Origin of the sequence: Enterocloster sp. HCN-30185 (assembly GCF_037890305.1) — a bacterium.
Lineage (GTDB): Bacteria > Bacillota > Clostridia > Lachnospirales > Lachnospiraceae > Enterocloster.
The window spans coordinates 161166-178878 of sequence record NZ_JBBKBT010000001.1 but is presented as its reverse complement, the minus strand read 5'-3'; the positions used below and the strand labels follow the sequence as shown (position 1 = coordinate 178878).

Here is a 17713-nt window from a genome sequence, read left to right as displayed (position 1 = left end):
GTGCAGGGTTCCGGTTTTCTAATGACCTACAAAGTCACCCTGCACACCAGACTCCAGGGCACACTGCAAAATGCGGAAACTCAAACAATCGACGTACGGGGGAATGTATTATGAGAGACGTGGCATATCTGCAGCTTCTGGCGCGGGAATTTCCTTCTGTGAAGGAAGCGACAGGGGAAATCGTAAATCTGATGGCAATTTGCAGTCTGCCTAAGGGAACGGAGTATTTTTTCAGCGATCTTCATGGAGAATATGAAGCCTTTATTCATCTGCTTCGGTCTTCCTCCGGCATTATCAGGGAGAAGATCAAGGAAACTTTTGGATATGTGATCCCGGAGGAGGAGCAGCTGCAGCTGGCAAACCTGATCTATTATCCGGAGCGCCATCTGCCCAGGATGATGAAGCAGGGCAGATATACGGAGGACTGGCAGCGTATCACCATTTACCGGCTGGTACAGATCTGCCGGGAGGTGGCATCCAAGTATACCCGTTCCAAGGTCCGCAAAAAGATGCCGAAGGAATATGCATATACCATTGATGAACTGCTTCATGTGGATGGAAATGATGAAAATAAAAAGCTTTATTACAATGAGATTATCCATTCGATCATAGACACCAGTATTGCGGATAAGTTTATAGCAGCGCTCTGCCGGCTGATCCAGAATCTTACCATTGATAATCTCCATATTATTGGGGATATTTTTGACAGAGGCCCCAGGGCGGATATCATTATGCAGGAGCTGATGAGCTTCCATGATGTGGATATCCAGTGGGGAAATCACGATATTTCCTGGATGGGGGCTGCTGCGGGCAATCTGGCCTGTATCTGCAATGTACTGCGGATCGCTATAAGCTACAACAGCTTTGATGTGCTGGAGGATGGCTACGGTATCAATCTGCGCCCGCTTTCTATGTTTGCGGCGCGGGTATATCAGGATGATCCGTGCGAGCGTTTTATGCCCAGGATCCTGGATGAAAATCTTTACGACGCAGTGGATTCCGGACTGGCTGCCAGGATGCACAAGGCGATCGCTGTCATTCAATTCAAGGTGGAAGGAGCTATGATCATGCGCCATCCGGAGTATGGGATGGAGGACCGGCTCCTACTTCCGGCTGTGGATTATGAAATGGGAACCGTAACGATCGGAGGAAGGGCCTATCCCATGCTGGATATCAATTTCCCGACGATCGATCCAAGAAATCCGCTGGAACTTACAAGGGGGGAGAAGGAGCTTCTGCGGGTGCTGTCCGCCTCCTTCCGCCACAGCGAGGTTCTCCATCGTCATGTGCGCTTCCTCTATTCCCACGGGAGCATTTACACCTGCTGCAATTCCAACCTTCTTTACCATGGCTGTATTCCCATGAGAAAGGATGGTACCTTTGAAGGGCTTACCTTTGGAGGAAAGGAATACAGGGGAAAAGAACTGATGGATTACCTGGGCCGTCAGATCCACAACGCCTATTTTATGCCGGACGGACAGCAGGAAAAGCAGGAAGCACTGGATCTTATGTGGTACCTCTGGTGCGGAGCCAAGTCTCCTGTGTTCGGTAAGGATAAGATGACCACATTTGAACATTATTTTGTAGAAGATAAGGCAGCGCATAAGGAAAATATGAATCCTTACTATAAGCTCAGCGAGAGCGAAGAGGTCTGCTGCCGTATTTTAGAGGAGTTCGGTCTCCCGGTGGAGGGCTCCCATATTATCAACGGCCATGTGCCTGTAAAGCTGAAGGACGGTGAAAAGCCGGTAAAAGCAGGCGGAAAGCTCTTTATCATTGACGGAGGGCTGTCAAAGGCTTATCAGAGCACCACAGGCATTGCGGGCTATACGCTGATTTATAATTCCCATCAGCTGTCGCTGGCAGAGCATATGCCCTTTGATCCTAAAAAGGACAGTACGCCCAAGGTATCTATGGTTGAGAGGATGCCTCGCCGGATTATGGTGGCAGATACGGACAAGGGACGGGAGCTCAAGGCACAGATTGCGGATTTAAAAGAACTGGTGGCAGCATACCGGGAAGGCTTAATAAAAGAAAGGGCAGAATAGATGACCAAAAATGAATTTTTACAGGGATTAAAGGAAGAGCTTGAGGGACGTGTGACCCATTCAGCCATTCAGGAAAATATCCGATACTATGATGATTATATTTCTCAGGAGGTGTTAAAGGGAAGTACGGAAGAGGAAGTGACAGAAAGCCTGGGAGGCCCCAGGATTATTGCCAGAACCATTGTGGATGCGGCATATGATACGGAGGATCGTCCGGACGGCTATGATGAATACGGCTCCGGTCCGGCAGAGGAAAGGGAAGCAGGCACCGGTTCCCGGAGTCCCTTTGGCAGTCAGGGAAACGGTCAGGAAAACCCCTATACCGGACACAGCCATATTCATTTTTTGGATTTCAGTAAGTGGTATGTGCGCCTGGGCGCAGGCCTTGTAGTATTTTGTGTGATTTTTCTTATAATGAGCGTCTTTTTCGGCATCGTAGGCCTGGCCGGCTTTATACTGGCCCACATCTGGCCGGTTCTTGTGATACTTATGATCATATGGATGTTCAGAGGGCCGAGGAGATAGATGGAAAATAGAGGTAATTCCACCATTTTCCATTGACAAATCCTGACAGAAAGAATATACTTTATTACGTTGTGTAACAATTTTGTAACAATTACAGCCGATTCAGGTATTCTAAAAGTCAGGGGAGTTAAGATTTGAAGCTGGATGTATTTCGCAGGCTTGCAGTGAAGGCTGCAGCAGGAGTATTTATTTTCGCAGGACTTATGATGATGGATCCGCAGGAGAGCATGGCGGCGGCCAGGACAGAGGTGCAGACCCGATCCTCTTATATGGTGACCATTGAGGCTCCATCTGTGGATGTATATACATATAAAAGCAAGGATTCCAAAACCGTAGGTCAGGTAAAAAGAGGACAGACTTATGAGGTGCTTAAAAAGGAACAGGACGGCTGGGTACAGATCCGCATGGGAAACCGGGAGGGATACATTTCTGCGGCAGGAAATGCCTCTCTGGTAGAAAAGAACCGTCAGACTGTGGACAGCGGGGCCAGACAGCGGCGGGAAGTAGTGGAATTTGCTCTTCAGTTTCTGGGAGGCGAATATAAATACGGCGGAACCGATCCGAACAAGGGAGTAGACTGCTCCGGTTTTACACGATATGTCATGAAGTATGGCGCTTCTGTGGAGATTCCTCATTCTTCCACAGGACAGGCTGCCTGCGGAACGGAAGTTTCCGAAGAAGAGATGCAGCCAGGAGACCTGATCTTTTACAGCAGTCCCTTTGGCAGGATCAATCATGTGGCTATGTATGCGGGAAACGGGCAGGTTGTTCATGCTTCTACAGAAGAAACAGGCATTAAGCTGTCTCCTTATAATTACCGGGAGCCTGTGAAGATTGTAAGTGTTTTGGAGTAAATCTTAAAAAAATATAAACAGGTTGACGAAAATCTTATGTATGTTATAATAAAATCGTAATGAACGTAACAAATATGTAACAATTCAAATCGGATTTGTAATAAACGGGGATGACGAAGAACATGCATAATTTTTTCAGGAAACTGGTTGGAACAGGTGTTGTGTGCGGGATGCTGGTATTTGCGGCTCCTCTTACTTCTATGGCAGCCATTGGGCCGGGGTTTGCAGCAGGTACGTATGTGGCGACCGTGACAGCGGAAAGCGTAAATATCAATAAGAACCGCGACAGCGAGGAGGTTCTTTTTACAGCGAAGGCCGGCAGTACATATGAAGTATTAGAGGACTGCGGAGACGGCTGGATGAAGGTTCGGGTTCACGATACAGAAGGATATCTTCCGGTTTCTGAAAATGCAGTGGTGGAAGAGGCAGAGGAAGGCGAGATCGCCATGATCCAGAAAGAGGCCAGGGAGTCATCCGCTTCCTATAAGAGACAGCAGCTTGCAGACTATGCCCTGCAGTTTGTAGGAGGCCCCTATCAATACGGAGGGAGCGATCCTCATACAGGTGTGGACTGCTCCGGCTTTACCAGATATGTGTATCAGCACGGTGCAGGCATTACATTAAACCGTTCTTCCAGAGGACAGGCTCTTCAGGGAAAAGAAATCAGTGCAGATCAGATGCGTCCGGGAGATCTTTTGTTTTACGGAAGCAAAAGCAACATTGACCATGTTGCCATGTATATTGGAGAAGGAAAGATCGTCCACGCTTCTACGGAGCGCACAGGCATTACGATTTCCAACTGGAATTACAGAAATCCGGTAAAGATCAGAAGTATTATGGAGTAGATTACGGGGGAAACCCACGCACGGTTCGGATTCCGTGCAAAGGATTAGGATAAAAAGATAGAGAGAAAGGCCGGGATAGGGGAGCTATCCTGGCCTTTTCTCAAAGGGGAGTATAAATAATTAATAAGGATGAGGGTGCAGCTTAAGGGAAACTGCATTACCTCATACTCATTTATAATACAAAAATTTCAAAAAAGCAACCGCTTTGAGGAATTTGTATAAAACCACAGTTTTCCGCCATACTAGAGGGTGTATCGTAAACCATCCCGGCGGCGGAAATTGTTTCGCCTGTCAGGAAAATCATTTCAGGAGGTATTTGCCATGTCAAGCAGAAATGACAACATGAACAGCTACAGCAACAGCCAGAATAACGCACAGAACAACAGCCGAAATAACTCTTCAAACAACGCATCAAACGGCCGTTCTAAAAATAACATGAAGAATTCCGCTGAGAATAAGTACGAGAACTGCGGAAGAAACAACGCAAGAAACGATTCTAACGACTGATCTTTGAGATCAGAAAGATAGGCATCCGCATAAAAATGGCATCTGCAGAGAGAACTCTTTTTGCAGATGCCGTTTTTTTAGGCTTCTTCGTGAGGAACCTGTCCGGAGCAGACGCATATACTACAGTAGGACACGCCACAGACAGAAGGAAAACAGAAAGCGGGGTGGAGTGATGAATGATTTTCCGATGATCTCGTACAAACAGCTTGATCAATGGCTGGAGCAGGGAAACGTCCGCCTCCTGGCAGATGTGAGAGAACCGTGGATGTATGGTGAGAACCGCATTTTGGGCAGTGTGAATATACCATATGAAGAGGTAAGAGAACGTTTGGAAGAGTTCCCCAGACAGGGCATGATCGTATGTTACTGCGACCGCGGCGCCAAGAGCATGGTGGTCTGCAGAGACCTCTGGCGCCTGGGATATGAGGTGTCTGATCTGGCAGGAGGAATGTTGGATTACAGGGGGAAATACGTTGACAGAAGACCTATGTGGGATTTAAAATAGAGGAAACACTTCAGGACGGCGTGAAAACAGGCGGGAGCCCGTGCGTCAAGCTTGCTTGTAAGCACGGGTTCCCGCCTGTTTTCACATCGGATGAACATTCGATGCTTCTTGTCCGGCCCACAGCCGGATAAGAAGCCCCATCCTGAAACGCCTCACCTTATTACTAAAAAAGAAAGGAACCATCATCTCATGAAATTATTGTTCGCATCTGATATTCACGGCTCTGCTTTTTACTGCAGGAGACTGTTAGATATTTATAAAGAATCCGGTGCCTCCCGGCTGGTGCTGCTGGGAGACATTCTGTATCATGGCCCAAGAAATGACCTTCCAAAGGAATATGCTCCCAAAGAAGTCATTGCCATGCTGAATCCATTAAAGAACCAGATCTATGCTGTTCGGGGAAACTGTGATACGGAGGTCGATCAGATGGTTCTGGAATTCCCCATTCTGGCAGATTATGCCCTTTTTTCTGTGGAGGGAAAGACCCTTTATGCTACCCACGGACACATTTTTAATCAGGACAATCTTCCGCCTATGCAGGAAGGTGATATTCTCATACACGGCCATACCCATCTGTTAAAGGCTGAGGAGACAGAGGGAGACTGCGGCAGGATCAGGGTGTTAAATCCCGGTTCCGTGTCCATTCCCAAGGGAGGAAATCCGCATACATATGGTATTTTGGAGGACGGCGTATTTACCATCCGTACACTGGACGGTGAAGCGGTTAAGGAAATGAAATTGTAAAAGAGAGGAGAACCAGTTGAAGCAGACCTATGAACTGATCGCCCCCTGCCATTTCGGCCTGGAGGCAGTACTAAAAAAAGAAATCCTGGATCTGGGATATGAGATCGCTTCTGTAGAAGATGGAAGAGTAACCTTTATCGGAGATGACGAGGCAATCTGCAGAGCCAATGTATTTTTAAGGACAGCAGAACGCATTTTATTGAAAGCGGGCAGCTTTAAGGCAGAAACCTTTGAAGAACTGTTTCAGGGCACCAGAGCCATTGCATGGGAGGAACTGATTCCGGAAGATGGAAAATTCTGGGTGGCAAAGGCGTCTTCCATCAAGAGCAAGCTGTTCAGCCCCTCCGATATTCAGTCTATTATGAAAAAAGCCATGGTAGAGCGGATGAAGAGCCATTATAAGGTGACTTGGTTCCCAGAAAATGGAGCCAGCTTCCCTCTGAGGGTTTTTCTGTACAAGGATATTGTAACCATTGGAATTGACACCAGCGGAGATTCCCTTCACAAAAGGGGGTATCGTACTCTTACCAGCAAGGCACCAATTACGGAAACACTGGCGTCGGCCCTGATCCTTTTAACACCCTGGAATAAGGATCGGATCCTGGTAGATCCTTTCTGCGGCAGCGGCACCTTCCCTATTGAGGCTGCTATGATCGCCGCCAATATAGCTCCGGGCATGAACCGGTCTTTCCTGGCAGAGGACTGGAAAAATATTATCGGGCGCAAATGCTGGTATGAGGCTATGGATGAGGCAAACGATCTGGTGGATGACAGCGTGCAGGTCGATATTCAGGGCTATGATATTGACGGGGATATCGTAAAGGCCGCCCGCTTAAATGCCCAGTCTGCAGGCGTGGACCATATGATCCATTTCCAGCAGCGGCCTGTAAGCGCTTTAAGCCATCCGAAAAAATATGGCTTTATTATTTCTAATCCTCCTTACGGAGAGCGGATTGAAGAGAAGAAGAATCTTCCGGTTCTCTACAGGGAAATCGGAGAGCGGTTTGCCGCTCTGGACGCCTGGTCTATGTACCTGATCACATCCTATGAGGATACGGAAAAATGCATTGGGCGCAAGGCGGATAAGAACCGAAAGATCTATAACGGCATGCTGAAAACCTATTTCTATCAGTTTATGGGGCCGAAGCCTCCCAGACGCAGTCAGGAGAAGAAAATTGATAAACAGGAATAGGAGGGCTTTGGGGGCTGTTTTGGCCGTTTGCATAGCTGTTATGACGGCAGGCTGCGCTGTTTTGGCAGATAAAAGGAGTCCGGATAGTTCGTTCGGATATGAAGATGTCCGCGAGCAGGAAACAGAACAAACGGAGCAGAGCCTTTCTGCCCTTCCGGAGGTGGGAGAGAAGGATGCTTCCTGCCAGATTTGGAACCGGGGGCTTCCTGAGGATACAATTCTGCCCCGTTCCTATGATTACAGGGAGGAAGGACGTGCGCCCCAGATTGGAAATCAGGGCTCTCTTGGAACCTGCTGGGCCTTTGCCTCCCTGACGGCACTGGAATCGTCGCTTCTTCCTGAGAAGAATGAGTCATTTTCAGTGGATCATATGTCCATGCATAATAATTATACGCTGGGACAGGATGAAGGCGGAGAATATACCATGTCCATGGCATATCTTCTGGGCTGGCAGGGACCCGTGTGGGAATCCGAGGACCCTTATGGAGATGGCGTTTCCCCCTGCGGCCTGAAGCCCAGGCTTCATGTACAGGAAATCCAGATCCTTCCGTCTAAGGATTATGAGGCGATCAAGAGGGCTGTATATCTGGAGGGAGGAGTTCAAAGTTCCCTTTATACTTCCATGCAGGATTATGACAGTGAATCCGTGTATTACAACCGGGATACGAATTCCTACTGCTATGTGGGAACGAACGAGCCGAACCATGATTCTGTTATCATTGGCTGGGATGATGATTATCCAAAAGAAAATTTCAATATGGATCTGGAGGGTGACGGCGCATTTATCTGTACCAACAGCTGGGGAGAAAACTTTGGCGATGAAGGCTATTTTTATGTGTCCTATTACGATACCAATATCGGTGTTCATAACATTGTATACACCGGGGCAGAGTCCGCCGGGCTTTATGAAAAGATCTATCAGAGCGACCTGTGCGGCTGGGTAGGGCAGATCGGCTATGGTCGGGATACCGTCTGGGCGGCCAATACCTTCCGGGCAGGTGAGAAGGAAGAACTGGAAGCCGCCGGATTTTATGCGACCGGACCCGATACGGAGTATGAAATGTATCTGGCCAGATATCTGCCGGAAGTACAGGAGGGGATTTCCGGGGCTGAAAAGGAAAGCCAGAGCGCCCGTATGGATCGGGCTTTGAATGACCGAAGGCCCATAGCCAGGGGAAAACTGATGTATTCCGGCTATTATACGGTTCCTTTTGATGAAAAAATACTATTGGATGCAGGAGAAAAATTTGCTATAATAGTTAAAATAAAAACTCCGGATACCGTTCATCCGGCAGCGATCGAATATGATGCCGGAGACGGGATCGCCAGAGTCGATCTTACAGACGGAGAAGGATATCTGAGCCATGACGGCAGTCTCTGGGAGCGTGTGGAGGAAACTCAGAAATGCAACCTCTGCCTGAAGGCATATACCAATACAAAAGGATAGAGGATTATGGAACAGAAGATCATTTTTGCAACAGGGAATCAGGGGAAAATGAGGGAGATCCGGGCCATTTTGTCCGATCTGGGGCTTCCTGTGCTGTCCATGAAGGAGGCAGGAGTTTCTCTGGATATTACAGAAGATGGAACGTCTTTTGCCGAAAATGCCCGTATCAAGGCCAGAGCTGTCTGGGAGCATACAGGCGGGATCGTATTGGCAGATGATTCCGGTCTGGCAGTGGATTATATCGGCGGCGAGCCGGGCGTTTATTCTGCGCGGTATATGGGAGAGGATACCTCCTATGAGATTAAAAACAGAAATATCATAGACCGGCTTTTGGGGGCAGAGGGAAAGGAGCGGAGCGCCCGCTTTGTCTGCAATATTGCAGCTGTGCTGCCCGATGGACGAGTGATCCAGACAGAGGCATATATGGAAGGTGTGATCGCAAAGGAACCTGCCGGAACGGGCGGCTTTGGTTATGATCCTATCCTGTATCTTCCTGAATTTGGAAAAACCTCTGCGGAACTTACCATGGAGGAGAAAAACAGGATCAGCCACAGAGGAAAGGCATTAGAGGCCATGAAGAGCGCGCTGAAGCAGGAGATTGCGGTGACAGGTGGGAGAATGGCGTAAGATAAAGGAAGGAAACAGGGGATGAAAATACTGATTGTCAGTGATACGCACAGAAAAGATGGAAATCTCCAGTGGGTCATGGAAAAGGAAAAGCCCTTTGATATGCTGATCCATCTGGGAGATGCCGAAGGAAGCGAACAGTACATCGCTCATTGGGCAGAACCGGGGTGTGAACTGGAGATGGTTCTGGGAAACAATGACTTCTTTTCCCATCTGGAGCGGGAACGGGATCTTATGATCGGAAAATACAAAACGCTTTTAACCCATGGCCATTACTATCATGTGTCTTTAAGCACAGAGTATTTAAAAGAAGAGGCAAGGTCAAGAGATTTTGATATCGCTATGTTCGGTCACACCCACCGGCCTTTTTTTGAGATTGACCGAAAGAAGGGACAAAAAGATCTGATCGTGCTTAATCCCGGAAGCCTGTCTTACCCCAGGCAGGAGGGCAGGCGGCCGTCCTATATGATCATGGAGATCGGGGAGAACGGAGAGGCGGCATTTAACCACTATTATCTGTAAACAGGAGAGAACTGCTTTTTAGGGAGCGGTTCTTTTTTTGTAGAAATGATAGTAAGGGCGGCTGCTTCCGCACGAACAGGTATTTGCTTGCAGTCAGGGAATGACGTCTGAAAAAAATGAATATTTTTAAGAGTTGACAATACAATACTTGTGTGATATGATTAAAAATATAAAAGAAATGGAACGTGAATAGTTGAATTTTGACAAAGCTTATATATGCTCATAATTGGTTGAGCGTTTCTACCAACTACCGCAAATAGTTGTCTATAAGTTTTCACAGCGGGAGCGTCTGTGAAAGCATGAAGGCAGCGGTGGTTTTTTTGTGCGGATAGAGAGTAAAAATCTGGAAAATGGTGTTTCAGAGCGCAGAAAGGAGGCACAGAGCTTCATGGAAGGAAAGAGCAGCAGACAGGACAGCAGCTCCTTAAGAGAGCGGATTCTGGCGGCTTCGGGTGAAAAAAGGGCAGGTCTGGTGTTAAAGGGCGCCAGGGTAGTGAATGTATTTACCGGGGAGCTGGAGGAAGCCGATGTGGCAATAGAAGGTGGATACATCGCAGGAGTCGGTTCCTATGAGGGGGAAACGGAGGTGGATCTGTCAGGAAAGATTACCTGCCCAGGCTTTATAGACGGCCACATTCATTTGGAAAGTTCTATGGTAAGGCCGGCTGAGTTTGAACGGGCGGTTCTGCCCCACGGCACCACGGCAGTGATTACAGATCCCCACGAGATTGCCAATGTGGCAGGCACAGAGGGAATCGATTACATGCTTTATGAAACAGAAAATCTGATGCTGGATGTGTTTTTTATGCTTCCATCCTGCGTACCGGCAGCCGATTTAGAGGAGTCCGGGGCTGTGCTCCGTGCAGAGGATCTAAGAGCCTACTATGAAAATCCCAGGGTGCTGGGGCTGGCAGAGATGATGAATGCTCCCGGTACTGTAAGGGCAGAGAAAGGCGTTCTGGCTAAGCTTAAGGACTGTTCGGACAGGGGAAAACGGATTGACGGCCATGCTCCCGGACTTTCAGGATATCAGTTAAATGCTTACTGCGCTGCGGGAGTGGCTTCAGATCACGAATGCTCTGAAGTAGAAGAAGCGCTGGAAAAGCTCCGGCGGGGACAGTGGATCATGGTGCGTGAAGGGACAGCAGCCAGAAATCTGGAAGGACTTATTTCATTATGCAAGCAGCCTTATGCAAACCGATGTATGTTTGTTACGGATGATAAACATCCGGGAGATCTGCAGAGAAAGGGCCATATGGATGGGATCATCCGAAAAGCAGTCCGGCTGGGAGCAGATCCGGTGACAGCGATTCAGATGGCAACGCTTCATCCGGCCCGGTATTTTGGTCTTCGTGAAAATGGGGCAGTAGCGCCGGGCTATCGGGCAGATCTGGTGGTTTTAGAGGATCTGGAGCAGATAAAAGCAGTGCAGGTCTATAAAAACGGGAAGCTGGCGGCGCAGATGGGAGAGCTGATCTCACAAGAGAAGCGCAGAGAGAAATCCGAAAGCCCGTCCTTTGACCGCGTGCATCATTCCTTCCATATGAAGGAAGTTTGTGAGCAGGATTTCAGGCTGGAGCCGGAGGGGGCTTACTGTCGGGTGATTGAGCTTACACCAGGAGAACTTTTGACAAAGGAGCGGAATGCAGCCTGGGTACAGCTTCCTGGCTTTGCTCCCGGGGTAAATCCTCAGAAGGATATTATAAAGCTGGCTGTTCTGGAACGCCATAAAGGAACCGGACATAAGGGGATTGGATTTCTGGGAGGCTATGGCTTAAAGGCCGGAGCAGTGGCGACCAGTGTAGCGCATGATTCCCATAACCTCATTGTAGCCGGCGTCAGTGACCGGGATATGGCTCTGGCCGCGGAGACGGTGAGAAAGGCGCAGGGAGGGATTGCCGTAGTAAAGGACGGAGCGGTACTGGGGCTTCTTCCTCTTCCAATCGGCGGACTTATGAACCCAATGGCAGCAGAAGCAGTAGATGAAAAGCTGGAGGAACTTAAGAGACTGGCGGCCGGTCTGGGTGTCAGAGAGGGGATCGATCCCTTTATGACTCTGGCATTTGTAAGCCTTCCCGTAATTCCAAAGCTGCGTTTAAATACCTGTGGCCTGATAGATACACAGCTGCAGGAAATCCGGGCTGTTTCTTTTTCATAAAAGAGCGGCAAAACGGAACATGGAATGAAAAAGTAGGAGGAAACTTGTATGGATCTGGAGAAAATATTTCACCTGAAGGAAAATAAGACAGATGTAAAAACAGAGGTCATCGCAGGAATTACCACTTTTATGACAATGGCCTACATTCTGGCAGTTAATCCCAGTGTACTGAGCGCCTGTGGAATGGACAGCGGCGCTGTATTTACCGCTACCGCTCTGGCGGCTCTTATCGCGACGCTCTTAATGGCGGCATTTTCCAACTATCCCTTTGTACTTGCTCCTGGTATGGGCTTAAATGCGTATTTTTCCTATACCGTTGTTTTGCAGATGGGGTATAGCTGGCAGACCGCTCTGGCAGCCGTATTTATTGAAGGTATCGTATTTATCCTTCTGTCTTTGACAAATGTACGCGAGGCGATTTTCAATGCCATCCCTATGAATTTAAAACATGCGGTATCTGTGGGTATCGGACTTTTCATTGCATTTATCGGCCTGCAGAATGCGCATATTGTAGTAGACAGCGCGACTTTGGTAGGCGTGTATTCTTTTAAAAGCTCCGTAGAAAATGGTCTGTTTAACAGTGAAGGGATCACAGTCGTTCTGGCTCTAGTGGGTATTCTGGTTACAGGTATTCTGGTTGTAAAGGGCGTAAAAGGAAACATCCTCTGGGGTATTCTGATCACATGGGGCCTTGGCATTCTCTGCCAGTTTCTTGGAATCTATCAGGTAAATCCTGAGATTGGCATGTACAGTCTGCTGCCTGATTTTTCCAATGGAATCAGCGTTCCCAGTCTGGCGCCTACCTTAATGCAGATGGACTTTTCCGGTATTTTATCCCTGGATTTCTTTGTAGTCATGTTTGCATTCCTGTTCGTAGACCTGTTTGATACCCTTGGAACCCTCATTGGCGTGGCTTCCAAGGCAGATATGCTGGATAAGGATGGAAAGCTCCCAAGGATCCGCGGCGCCCTGTTATCCGACGCCATCGGAACCTCTGTGGGCGCTATGCTTGGTACCTCCACCACTACCACATTTGTAGAGAGTGCATCCGGCGTGGCAGAGGGCGGACGTACGGGACTTACCGCAGTTGTAGCTGCAATCCTTTTTGGACTGTCCCTGTTCTTGTCCCCGATTTTCCTGGCCATCCCGTCCTTTGCAACGGCTCCGGCTCTGGTAGTAGTAGGCTTTCTGATGCTGACCTCTATTACAAAGATTAACTTTGATGACTTCACAGAAGCCATTCCCGCATACGTTGCCATCATCGCAATGCCCTTCATGTACAGCATTTCCGAAGGAATTGCAATGGGCGTTATCTCCTACGTTGTAATCAATGTAGTGACCGGAAAAATGAAGGAAAAGAAGATCAGCCCGCTGATGTATGTGCTGGCGGTGCTGTTTATCGGGAAGTACATTATGCTGTAAGATACATAAATTTATAGTTCAGTTGCAGCACTGCAAAAACAGGCAGGAAAGGAGGCCGCAGACCTTACCCGCCTGTTTTTGCGTGAATTTAGTAACAGTTCAGACTAGCCATAGATAAACGTGAGAAATTGAAAAAAGATTTTTTCTTTTTGGTTTATTTCTGGTAAAGATGAGGGAATTTTGAAAAAACAGTTGACAATTCCCTCATCCTGTTTTATAATACTTCTTGTTCGTGCAGGTGTAGTTCAATGGTAGAACACTAGCCTTCCAAGCTAGATACGTGGGTTCGATTCCCATCACCTGCTTTTTTTGTGCCTAAAAACAGCTTGACTAAATGCCCTGACGGGAGTATACTGACATCAGATACATTCTTCGGGGCAGGGTGAGATTCCCTACCGGCGGTAGAGTCCGCGACCCGCATATGCGGTTGATCCGGTGTGATTCCGGAACCGACAGTTACAGTCTGGATGAGAGAAGATGGGCAGAGCAGACCTGGATGCAGATTTGCTGTATAAAATGCGTATTTTATCCCGGAGGATCCAAGATCAGCCGGGATTTTTTTGTCAGTGGGAGAGAAAGCGGAGATGTTTTGGTTAAGCCTGCTGCTGGCATTCTTTACCCCGGCAGATTACATCAAAACAGGAGGATCTGACAATGAAGATGAAAACAAAGCAGGTAGTATTGATGGGAATGTTTGGAGCTCTGGCGGCAGTTCTGATGCTGTTTGAGGTGCCTCTTCCTTTTATAGCTCCCAGTTTTTACGGCCTTGATATTTCTGAAGTTCCGGTACTTGTGGGAACTTTTGCTATGGGACCTGTAGCAGGTGCTGTGATGGAGGGAGTGAAGATCCTGGTAAAGCTTCTTCTCAAACCGACTTCTACCGGTTTTGTGGGAGAGTTTGCTAATATTGTGATCGGCTGTTCTATGGTCGTGCCTGCAGGAATGATCTACCGTCTCCGTAAGACGAAAAAAGGAGCAATTGAGGCAATGGCAGTGGGGACTATTTTAATGGCTACAGTGGGGGCGATGATCAATGCCCTTGTAATGATTCCGTTTTATTCCCGGTTCATGCCTCTGGATAATATCCTGGAAGCGGGGGCTGCAATTAATCCGGCGGTAAGCAGTGTGTGGGGATTGGCGATTTTCTGTGTAGCTCCGTTTAATTTATTAAAAGGAGTGATCGTTTCTCTTCTGACTGCCCTGGTATATAAGAGGATCAGCTGTATGATCCATAGCGCAGACCGGGAAATATGTGGAGACATGTAAGTGAAATCCTGGTTAAAAGCGGGATAAAATTTCAGAATAAAAAAACTAAAAAAATATAAAAAAAGTGCTTGCATTTCTTGATAAAGTATGATAAAGTATAACACGTTGATGCGGCAAGCATCACGGATGAGTCTGTAGCTCAGCTGGATAGAGCAACGGCCTTCTAAGCCGTGGGTCGGGGGTTCGAATCCCTTCAGGCTCATTGAGCGTAAGCTCTAATTGAATGATATATGGTGGGTATGGCGAAGTTGGTTATCGCGCCAGATTGTGGCTCTGGAGGCCGAGGGTTCGAATCCCTCTACTCACCCTTTCCTCTTTTCGTGATGATGAGAAGAGGATTTTTTAATATAATGGGCTGTCGCCAAGCGGTAAAGGCACAGGACTTTGACTCCTGCATACGAGGGTTCGAATCCCGCCAGCCCAGTAAAAAAGCGCCGTAGTTTCCGTAGCAGATAGGAAGCGACGGCGCTTTTTGTAATTCTGGTTTCAGAACAGATTATTTCTCATCCATATAGGCAGAGGGGGCGGGTTCTACACCGCGGCTCCATTCGATGGCATTTACAAGGAAAAATACAGCTACGCTGACTGCACAGCCGAATACCACAGGAAGAATGCCAAATTTAAAGCCTCCGCCGCTGAGATACTGCCAGAAGCAGAAACCGATCGTTCCGCCGATCAAAGAGAGAATACCGGAATTTTTAGTCGCCTTTGGTACGATCAGGCCAAGTCCGTAGGCTGCAAAGGGGCCCGCGCACCGGATGCCAAAGGCAAAGGTGTTCATAGTTACGATGGGGATTCCTGCCATGGAGATGATCATGGCAATGATTGCTGCCACAACGTTGCAGGTACGGGTGTAGGCGATAACCTGCTTATCCTTAAGCTGTTTGCCGCCGTATTTCAGATACAGGTCATTCATCAGCATGGTGGACATACATAACAGATTAGAGTCCGCAGAGGACATGGTGGCGCAGATGATAGCGGCAGAGATGATGCCGACGATGGCTCCGGGAGCATGGGCGGAGGTAACGGCCATCATGGCATTTTTTCCGCCGTCGGCCAGTTCCGGCATGGTAGCCAGAGCTGCCAGGCCCAGAAGTGTCGGGAAAATGGACATGGCCGCCATCAGTACAGCAGAAAGCCAGGCGGCTTCCTTTGCGACCTTTTCACTTTTTGCAGTTTCAAAACGTGATACCATCTCAGGGCCTGCGAGGAAGGTGCAGAAATAGTTGAAGATGTATCCGATGATCGTTACCCAGCCGATTTTCGTAAAGCTTAAATGAGCAGGAGGAAGAGCCGCAGAAATGGCGTCCCATCCGCCGCATCCGTGGATTACGATGGGGGTGGCAACAGCAAGACCGATCAGTATGATGCCGAACTGGACCAAATCTGAAATCTGGTCTGCGATCATGCCGCCAAAGGTAGTATAGAGAATCACTACAGCGCCTGCAATCAGCAGAGCTACATTGGTAGGAATTCCGGTCAGGCTGGCTACTACAGTGCCGGAGGCTGCAATCTGGGATGAGGTAAGGCAGAAAAGGGACAGGATACTCAAAACCGCAGTCAGAGTACTGGATGTTTTTCCGAATCTGCGTCCTACAACCTCAGGAATGGTCACAGCCATGGTTTTGCGGATCTTCGGGGCGAAATAAGCCAATGGGATCATAGCGATGGATGCGGTCAGTACATACCAGATCGCACTCATTCCCCATTCGCCGTAGGCTTTCTGCGCCAGTCCTGTAGTAGAACCGCCGCCGATATTGTTGGCTGACAATGAGAATGCCACCATAAAAAGTCCCATACGCCGTCCGGCCAGCATATAGTCGCTGCTGTCTTTGATCTTCAGTTTCCCCACGATGAAGCCAACCAACAGCATGCCGATCAGATAGGCAGCTACGATAATAAGAGCTTGCGTTTGCAGTACCATAAGAAACCCTCCTTAAAATATTAAAAAAAATATAAATAAATTATAAATGATTCAGAAAAGAATGTAAATAAAGATTCTGTGTCAAAATAAATCAAATGAAAGAAAATATCTGCTGAAGCTGTCGGAAAACAACTTTTTATGGAGATGTAAAACTGACAAAAAACAAAAAATAAAATAAATGAAAAAAGTAGTTGACATTTTGAGTTTTATCGCATATAATAATCTACGTTGCTGAGGCAGACAAGCCAAAGTAATGAAAGATGCGTCAGTAGCTCAGCTGGATAGAGCATACGGCTACGGACCGTAGTGTCGGGAGTTCGAATCTTCTCTGGCGCATGATAAAAACCTCGTAGCTGTTTTGCTTACGAGGTTTTTTGCAATTATTCTATCTTTTTCTTTACATCACTGTAGCCTTCCAGCTGTCGTTCGATTTCTTCCAAAATATCCGCATAAATTTTAAAATCCCGGCTCAGCTGTTCCCGGCCATGAGGATTCTTTTTGTAACAGATACGGTGTTCCATACTGGCCCAGAAGTCCATGGACATGGTGCGCAGCTGAACCTCTACGGGAAAATATTCCATTGTATCAAGGCAATAAACCGGGATTCCGGCCACAATATGAAGGCTGCGGTAGCCATTGGGCTTAGGGCAGGCGATATAATCCCGTTCCTTAATGATTATCAGATCATTCTGGCGTTTCAGGGCAGAGGCCAGGTTATAAATATCGTCAATAAAATAGCAGATAATACGGATTCCGGCGATATCTAACAGATAATCTCTGGCATTGGCAATGCTGTTTGTTTTTCCCGAGCGCTTAAGCTTTTCCTCAATACTGTCTTTTGACTTGATCCGGCTTTGGATGGTATGGACAGGCCCGCTTTCGGTATGGTTCCCATACAGGCTGTGATCCAGTATTTCCAGTCGGGAAATCAGGATTTTTCTGGCATCCTCATAGGACTGGATCAGGCTGTAATACTGTTCATTGGTCATAATCTGGTGTTCCCTCACTTTAATGTAGTTCATATACCAGAATAGAATACGATTAAACTGTGACAGAATTGTGTAAAAACTGTGTAGGAATTTTACCTGCAGGAATTTTACCTGCAGGAATTTTGCCGCAGTTGAAAC

16 protein-coding genes, 5 tRNA genes and 2 riboswitches are annotated in these 17713 nt (G+C 47.8%); of the genes, 19 read left to right on the top strand and 2 right to left on the bottom strand.

Going from position 1 to position 17713, the window contains the following annotated elements; all coding sequences use genetic code 11:
- Positions 1-110: 110 nt before the first annotated feature.
- The 18 genes from WKT10_RS00820 (at position 111) to WKT10_RS00735 (ending at position 15086) form a co-directional block, all read left to right on the top strand.
- Positions 111-2048, top strand: a complete 1938-nt coding sequence (locus tag WKT10_RS00820; RefSeq protein ID WP_066544558.1) for a fructose-bisphosphatase class III — start codon at positions 111-113, stop codon at positions 2046-2048.
- Positions 2049-2573, top strand: a complete 525-nt coding sequence (locus WKT10_RS00815; RefSeq protein WP_337434316.1) for a DUF1700 domain-containing protein — start codon at positions 2049-2051, stop codon at positions 2571-2573.
- A gap of 206 nt (positions 2574-2779) precedes the next feature.
- Positions 2780-3427, top strand: a complete 648-nt coding sequence (locus WKT10_RS00810) for a C40 family peptidase (protein ID WP_096807399.1) — start codon at positions 2780-2782, stop codon at positions 3425-3427.
- A gap of 122 nt (positions 3428-3549) precedes the next feature.
- A complete protein-coding gene (locus tag WKT10_RS00805; protein ID WP_296036135.1) occupies positions 3550-4272 on the top strand; it encodes an NlpC/P60 family protein in 723 nt (240 codons plus the stop codon).
- 321 nt (positions 4273-4593) lie between these two features.
- Complete coding sequence (locus WKT10_RS00800; RefSeq protein WP_337434315.1) at positions 4594-4779, top strand: hypothetical protein; 186 nt, start codon at positions 4594-4596, stop codon at positions 4777-4779.
- Positions 4780-4951: 172 nt separating this feature from the next.
- Positions 4952-5284, top strand: coding sequence for a rhodanese-like domain-containing protein (locus WKT10_RS00795; protein WP_340274815.1), 333 nt, complete (start codon positions 4952-4954; stop codon positions 5282-5284).
- A gap of 189 nt (positions 5285-5473) precedes the next feature.
- Positions 5474-6028: a phosphodiesterase gene (gene yfcE / locus WKT10_RS00790; RefSeq protein ID WP_066544546.1), complete on the top strand. Its 555-nt coding sequence runs from the start codon at positions 5474-5476 to the stop codon at positions 6026-6028.
- A gap of 16 nt (positions 6029-6044) precedes the next feature.
- Positions 6045-7220, top strand: a complete 1176-nt coding sequence (locus WKT10_RS00785) for a THUMP domain-containing class I SAM-dependent RNA methyltransferase (RefSeq protein ID WP_066544544.1) — start codon at positions 6045-6047, stop codon at positions 7218-7220.
- A gap of 40 nt (positions 7221-7260) precedes the next feature.
- Positions 7261-8667: a lectin like domain-containing protein gene (locus tag WKT10_RS00780; protein WP_340275169.1), complete on the top strand. Its 1407-nt coding sequence runs from the start codon at positions 7261-7263 to the stop codon at positions 8665-8667.
- 6 nt (positions 8668-8673) lie between these two features.
- Positions 8674-9294, top strand: coding sequence for an RdgB/HAM1 family non-canonical purine NTP pyrophosphatase (gene rdgB / locus WKT10_RS00775; RefSeq protein WP_066544542.1), 621 nt, complete (start codon positions 8674-8676; stop codon positions 9292-9294).
- A gap of 21 nt (positions 9295-9315) precedes the next feature.
- Complete coding sequence (locus WKT10_RS00770; RefSeq protein WP_296036126.1) at positions 9316-9816, top strand: metallophosphoesterase family protein; 501 nt, start codon at positions 9316-9318, stop codon at positions 9814-9816.
- A 190-nt stretch (positions 9817-10006) separates the two neighbouring features.
- Positions 10007-10103, top strand: a riboswitch (purine riboswitch).
- A gap of 101 nt (positions 10104-10204) precedes the next feature.
- Entirely contained in the window at positions 10205-11974 is a 1770-nt protein-coding gene (gene ade, locus WKT10_RS00765; protein WP_340274811.1) for an adenine deaminase, read from the top strand.
- A gap of 48 nt (positions 11975-12022) precedes the next feature.
- Positions 12023-13396: an NCS2 family permease gene (locus WKT10_RS00760; RefSeq protein WP_340274809.1), complete on the top strand. Its 1374-nt coding sequence runs from the start codon at positions 12023-12025 to the stop codon at positions 13394-13396.
- A 234-nt stretch (positions 13397-13630) separates the two neighbouring features.
- A tRNA-Gly gene (locus WKT10_RS00755) sits at positions 13631-13701 on the top strand.
- Positions 13702-13760: 59 nt separating this feature from the next.
- Positions 13761-13879: riboswitch (FMN riboswitch) on the top strand.
- A gap of 171 nt (positions 13880-14050) precedes the next feature.
- Entirely contained in the window at positions 14051-14662 is a 612-nt protein-coding gene (locus WKT10_RS00750; protein ID WP_066544524.1) for an ECF transporter S component, read from the top strand.
- A 128-nt stretch (positions 14663-14790) separates the two neighbouring features.
- Positions 14791-14864, top strand: a tRNA-Arg gene (locus WKT10_RS00745).
- Positions 14865-14895: 31 nt separating this feature from the next.
- Positions 14896-14969: transfer RNA gene (locus WKT10_RS00740), tRNA-His, on the top strand.
- A gap of 44 nt (positions 14970-15013) precedes the next feature.
- Positions 15014-15086, top strand: a tRNA-Gln gene (locus WKT10_RS00735).
- A 72-nt stretch (positions 15087-15158) separates the two neighbouring features.
- Here the strand turns inward: WKT10_RS00735 and WKT10_RS00730 are convergent.
- Positions 15159-16586, bottom strand: a complete 1428-nt coding sequence (locus WKT10_RS00730) for a sodium:solute symporter family protein (protein WP_066544522.1) — start codon at positions 16584-16586, stop codon at positions 15159-15161.
- A 262-nt stretch (positions 16587-16848) separates the two neighbouring features.
- Between WKT10_RS00730 and WKT10_RS00725 the strand changes: the two genes are divergently transcribed.
- A tRNA-Arg gene (locus WKT10_RS00725) sits at positions 16849-16922 on the top strand.
- 44 nt (positions 16923-16966) lie between these two features.
- Here the strand turns inward: WKT10_RS00725 and WKT10_RS00720 are convergent.
- On the bottom strand, positions 16967-17575 hold the full coding sequence (locus WKT10_RS00720) for a GTP pyrophosphokinase (protein WP_340274807.1): 609 nt from the start codon (positions 17573-17575) through the stop codon (positions 16967-16969).
- Positions 17576-17713 lie beyond the last annotated feature (138 nt).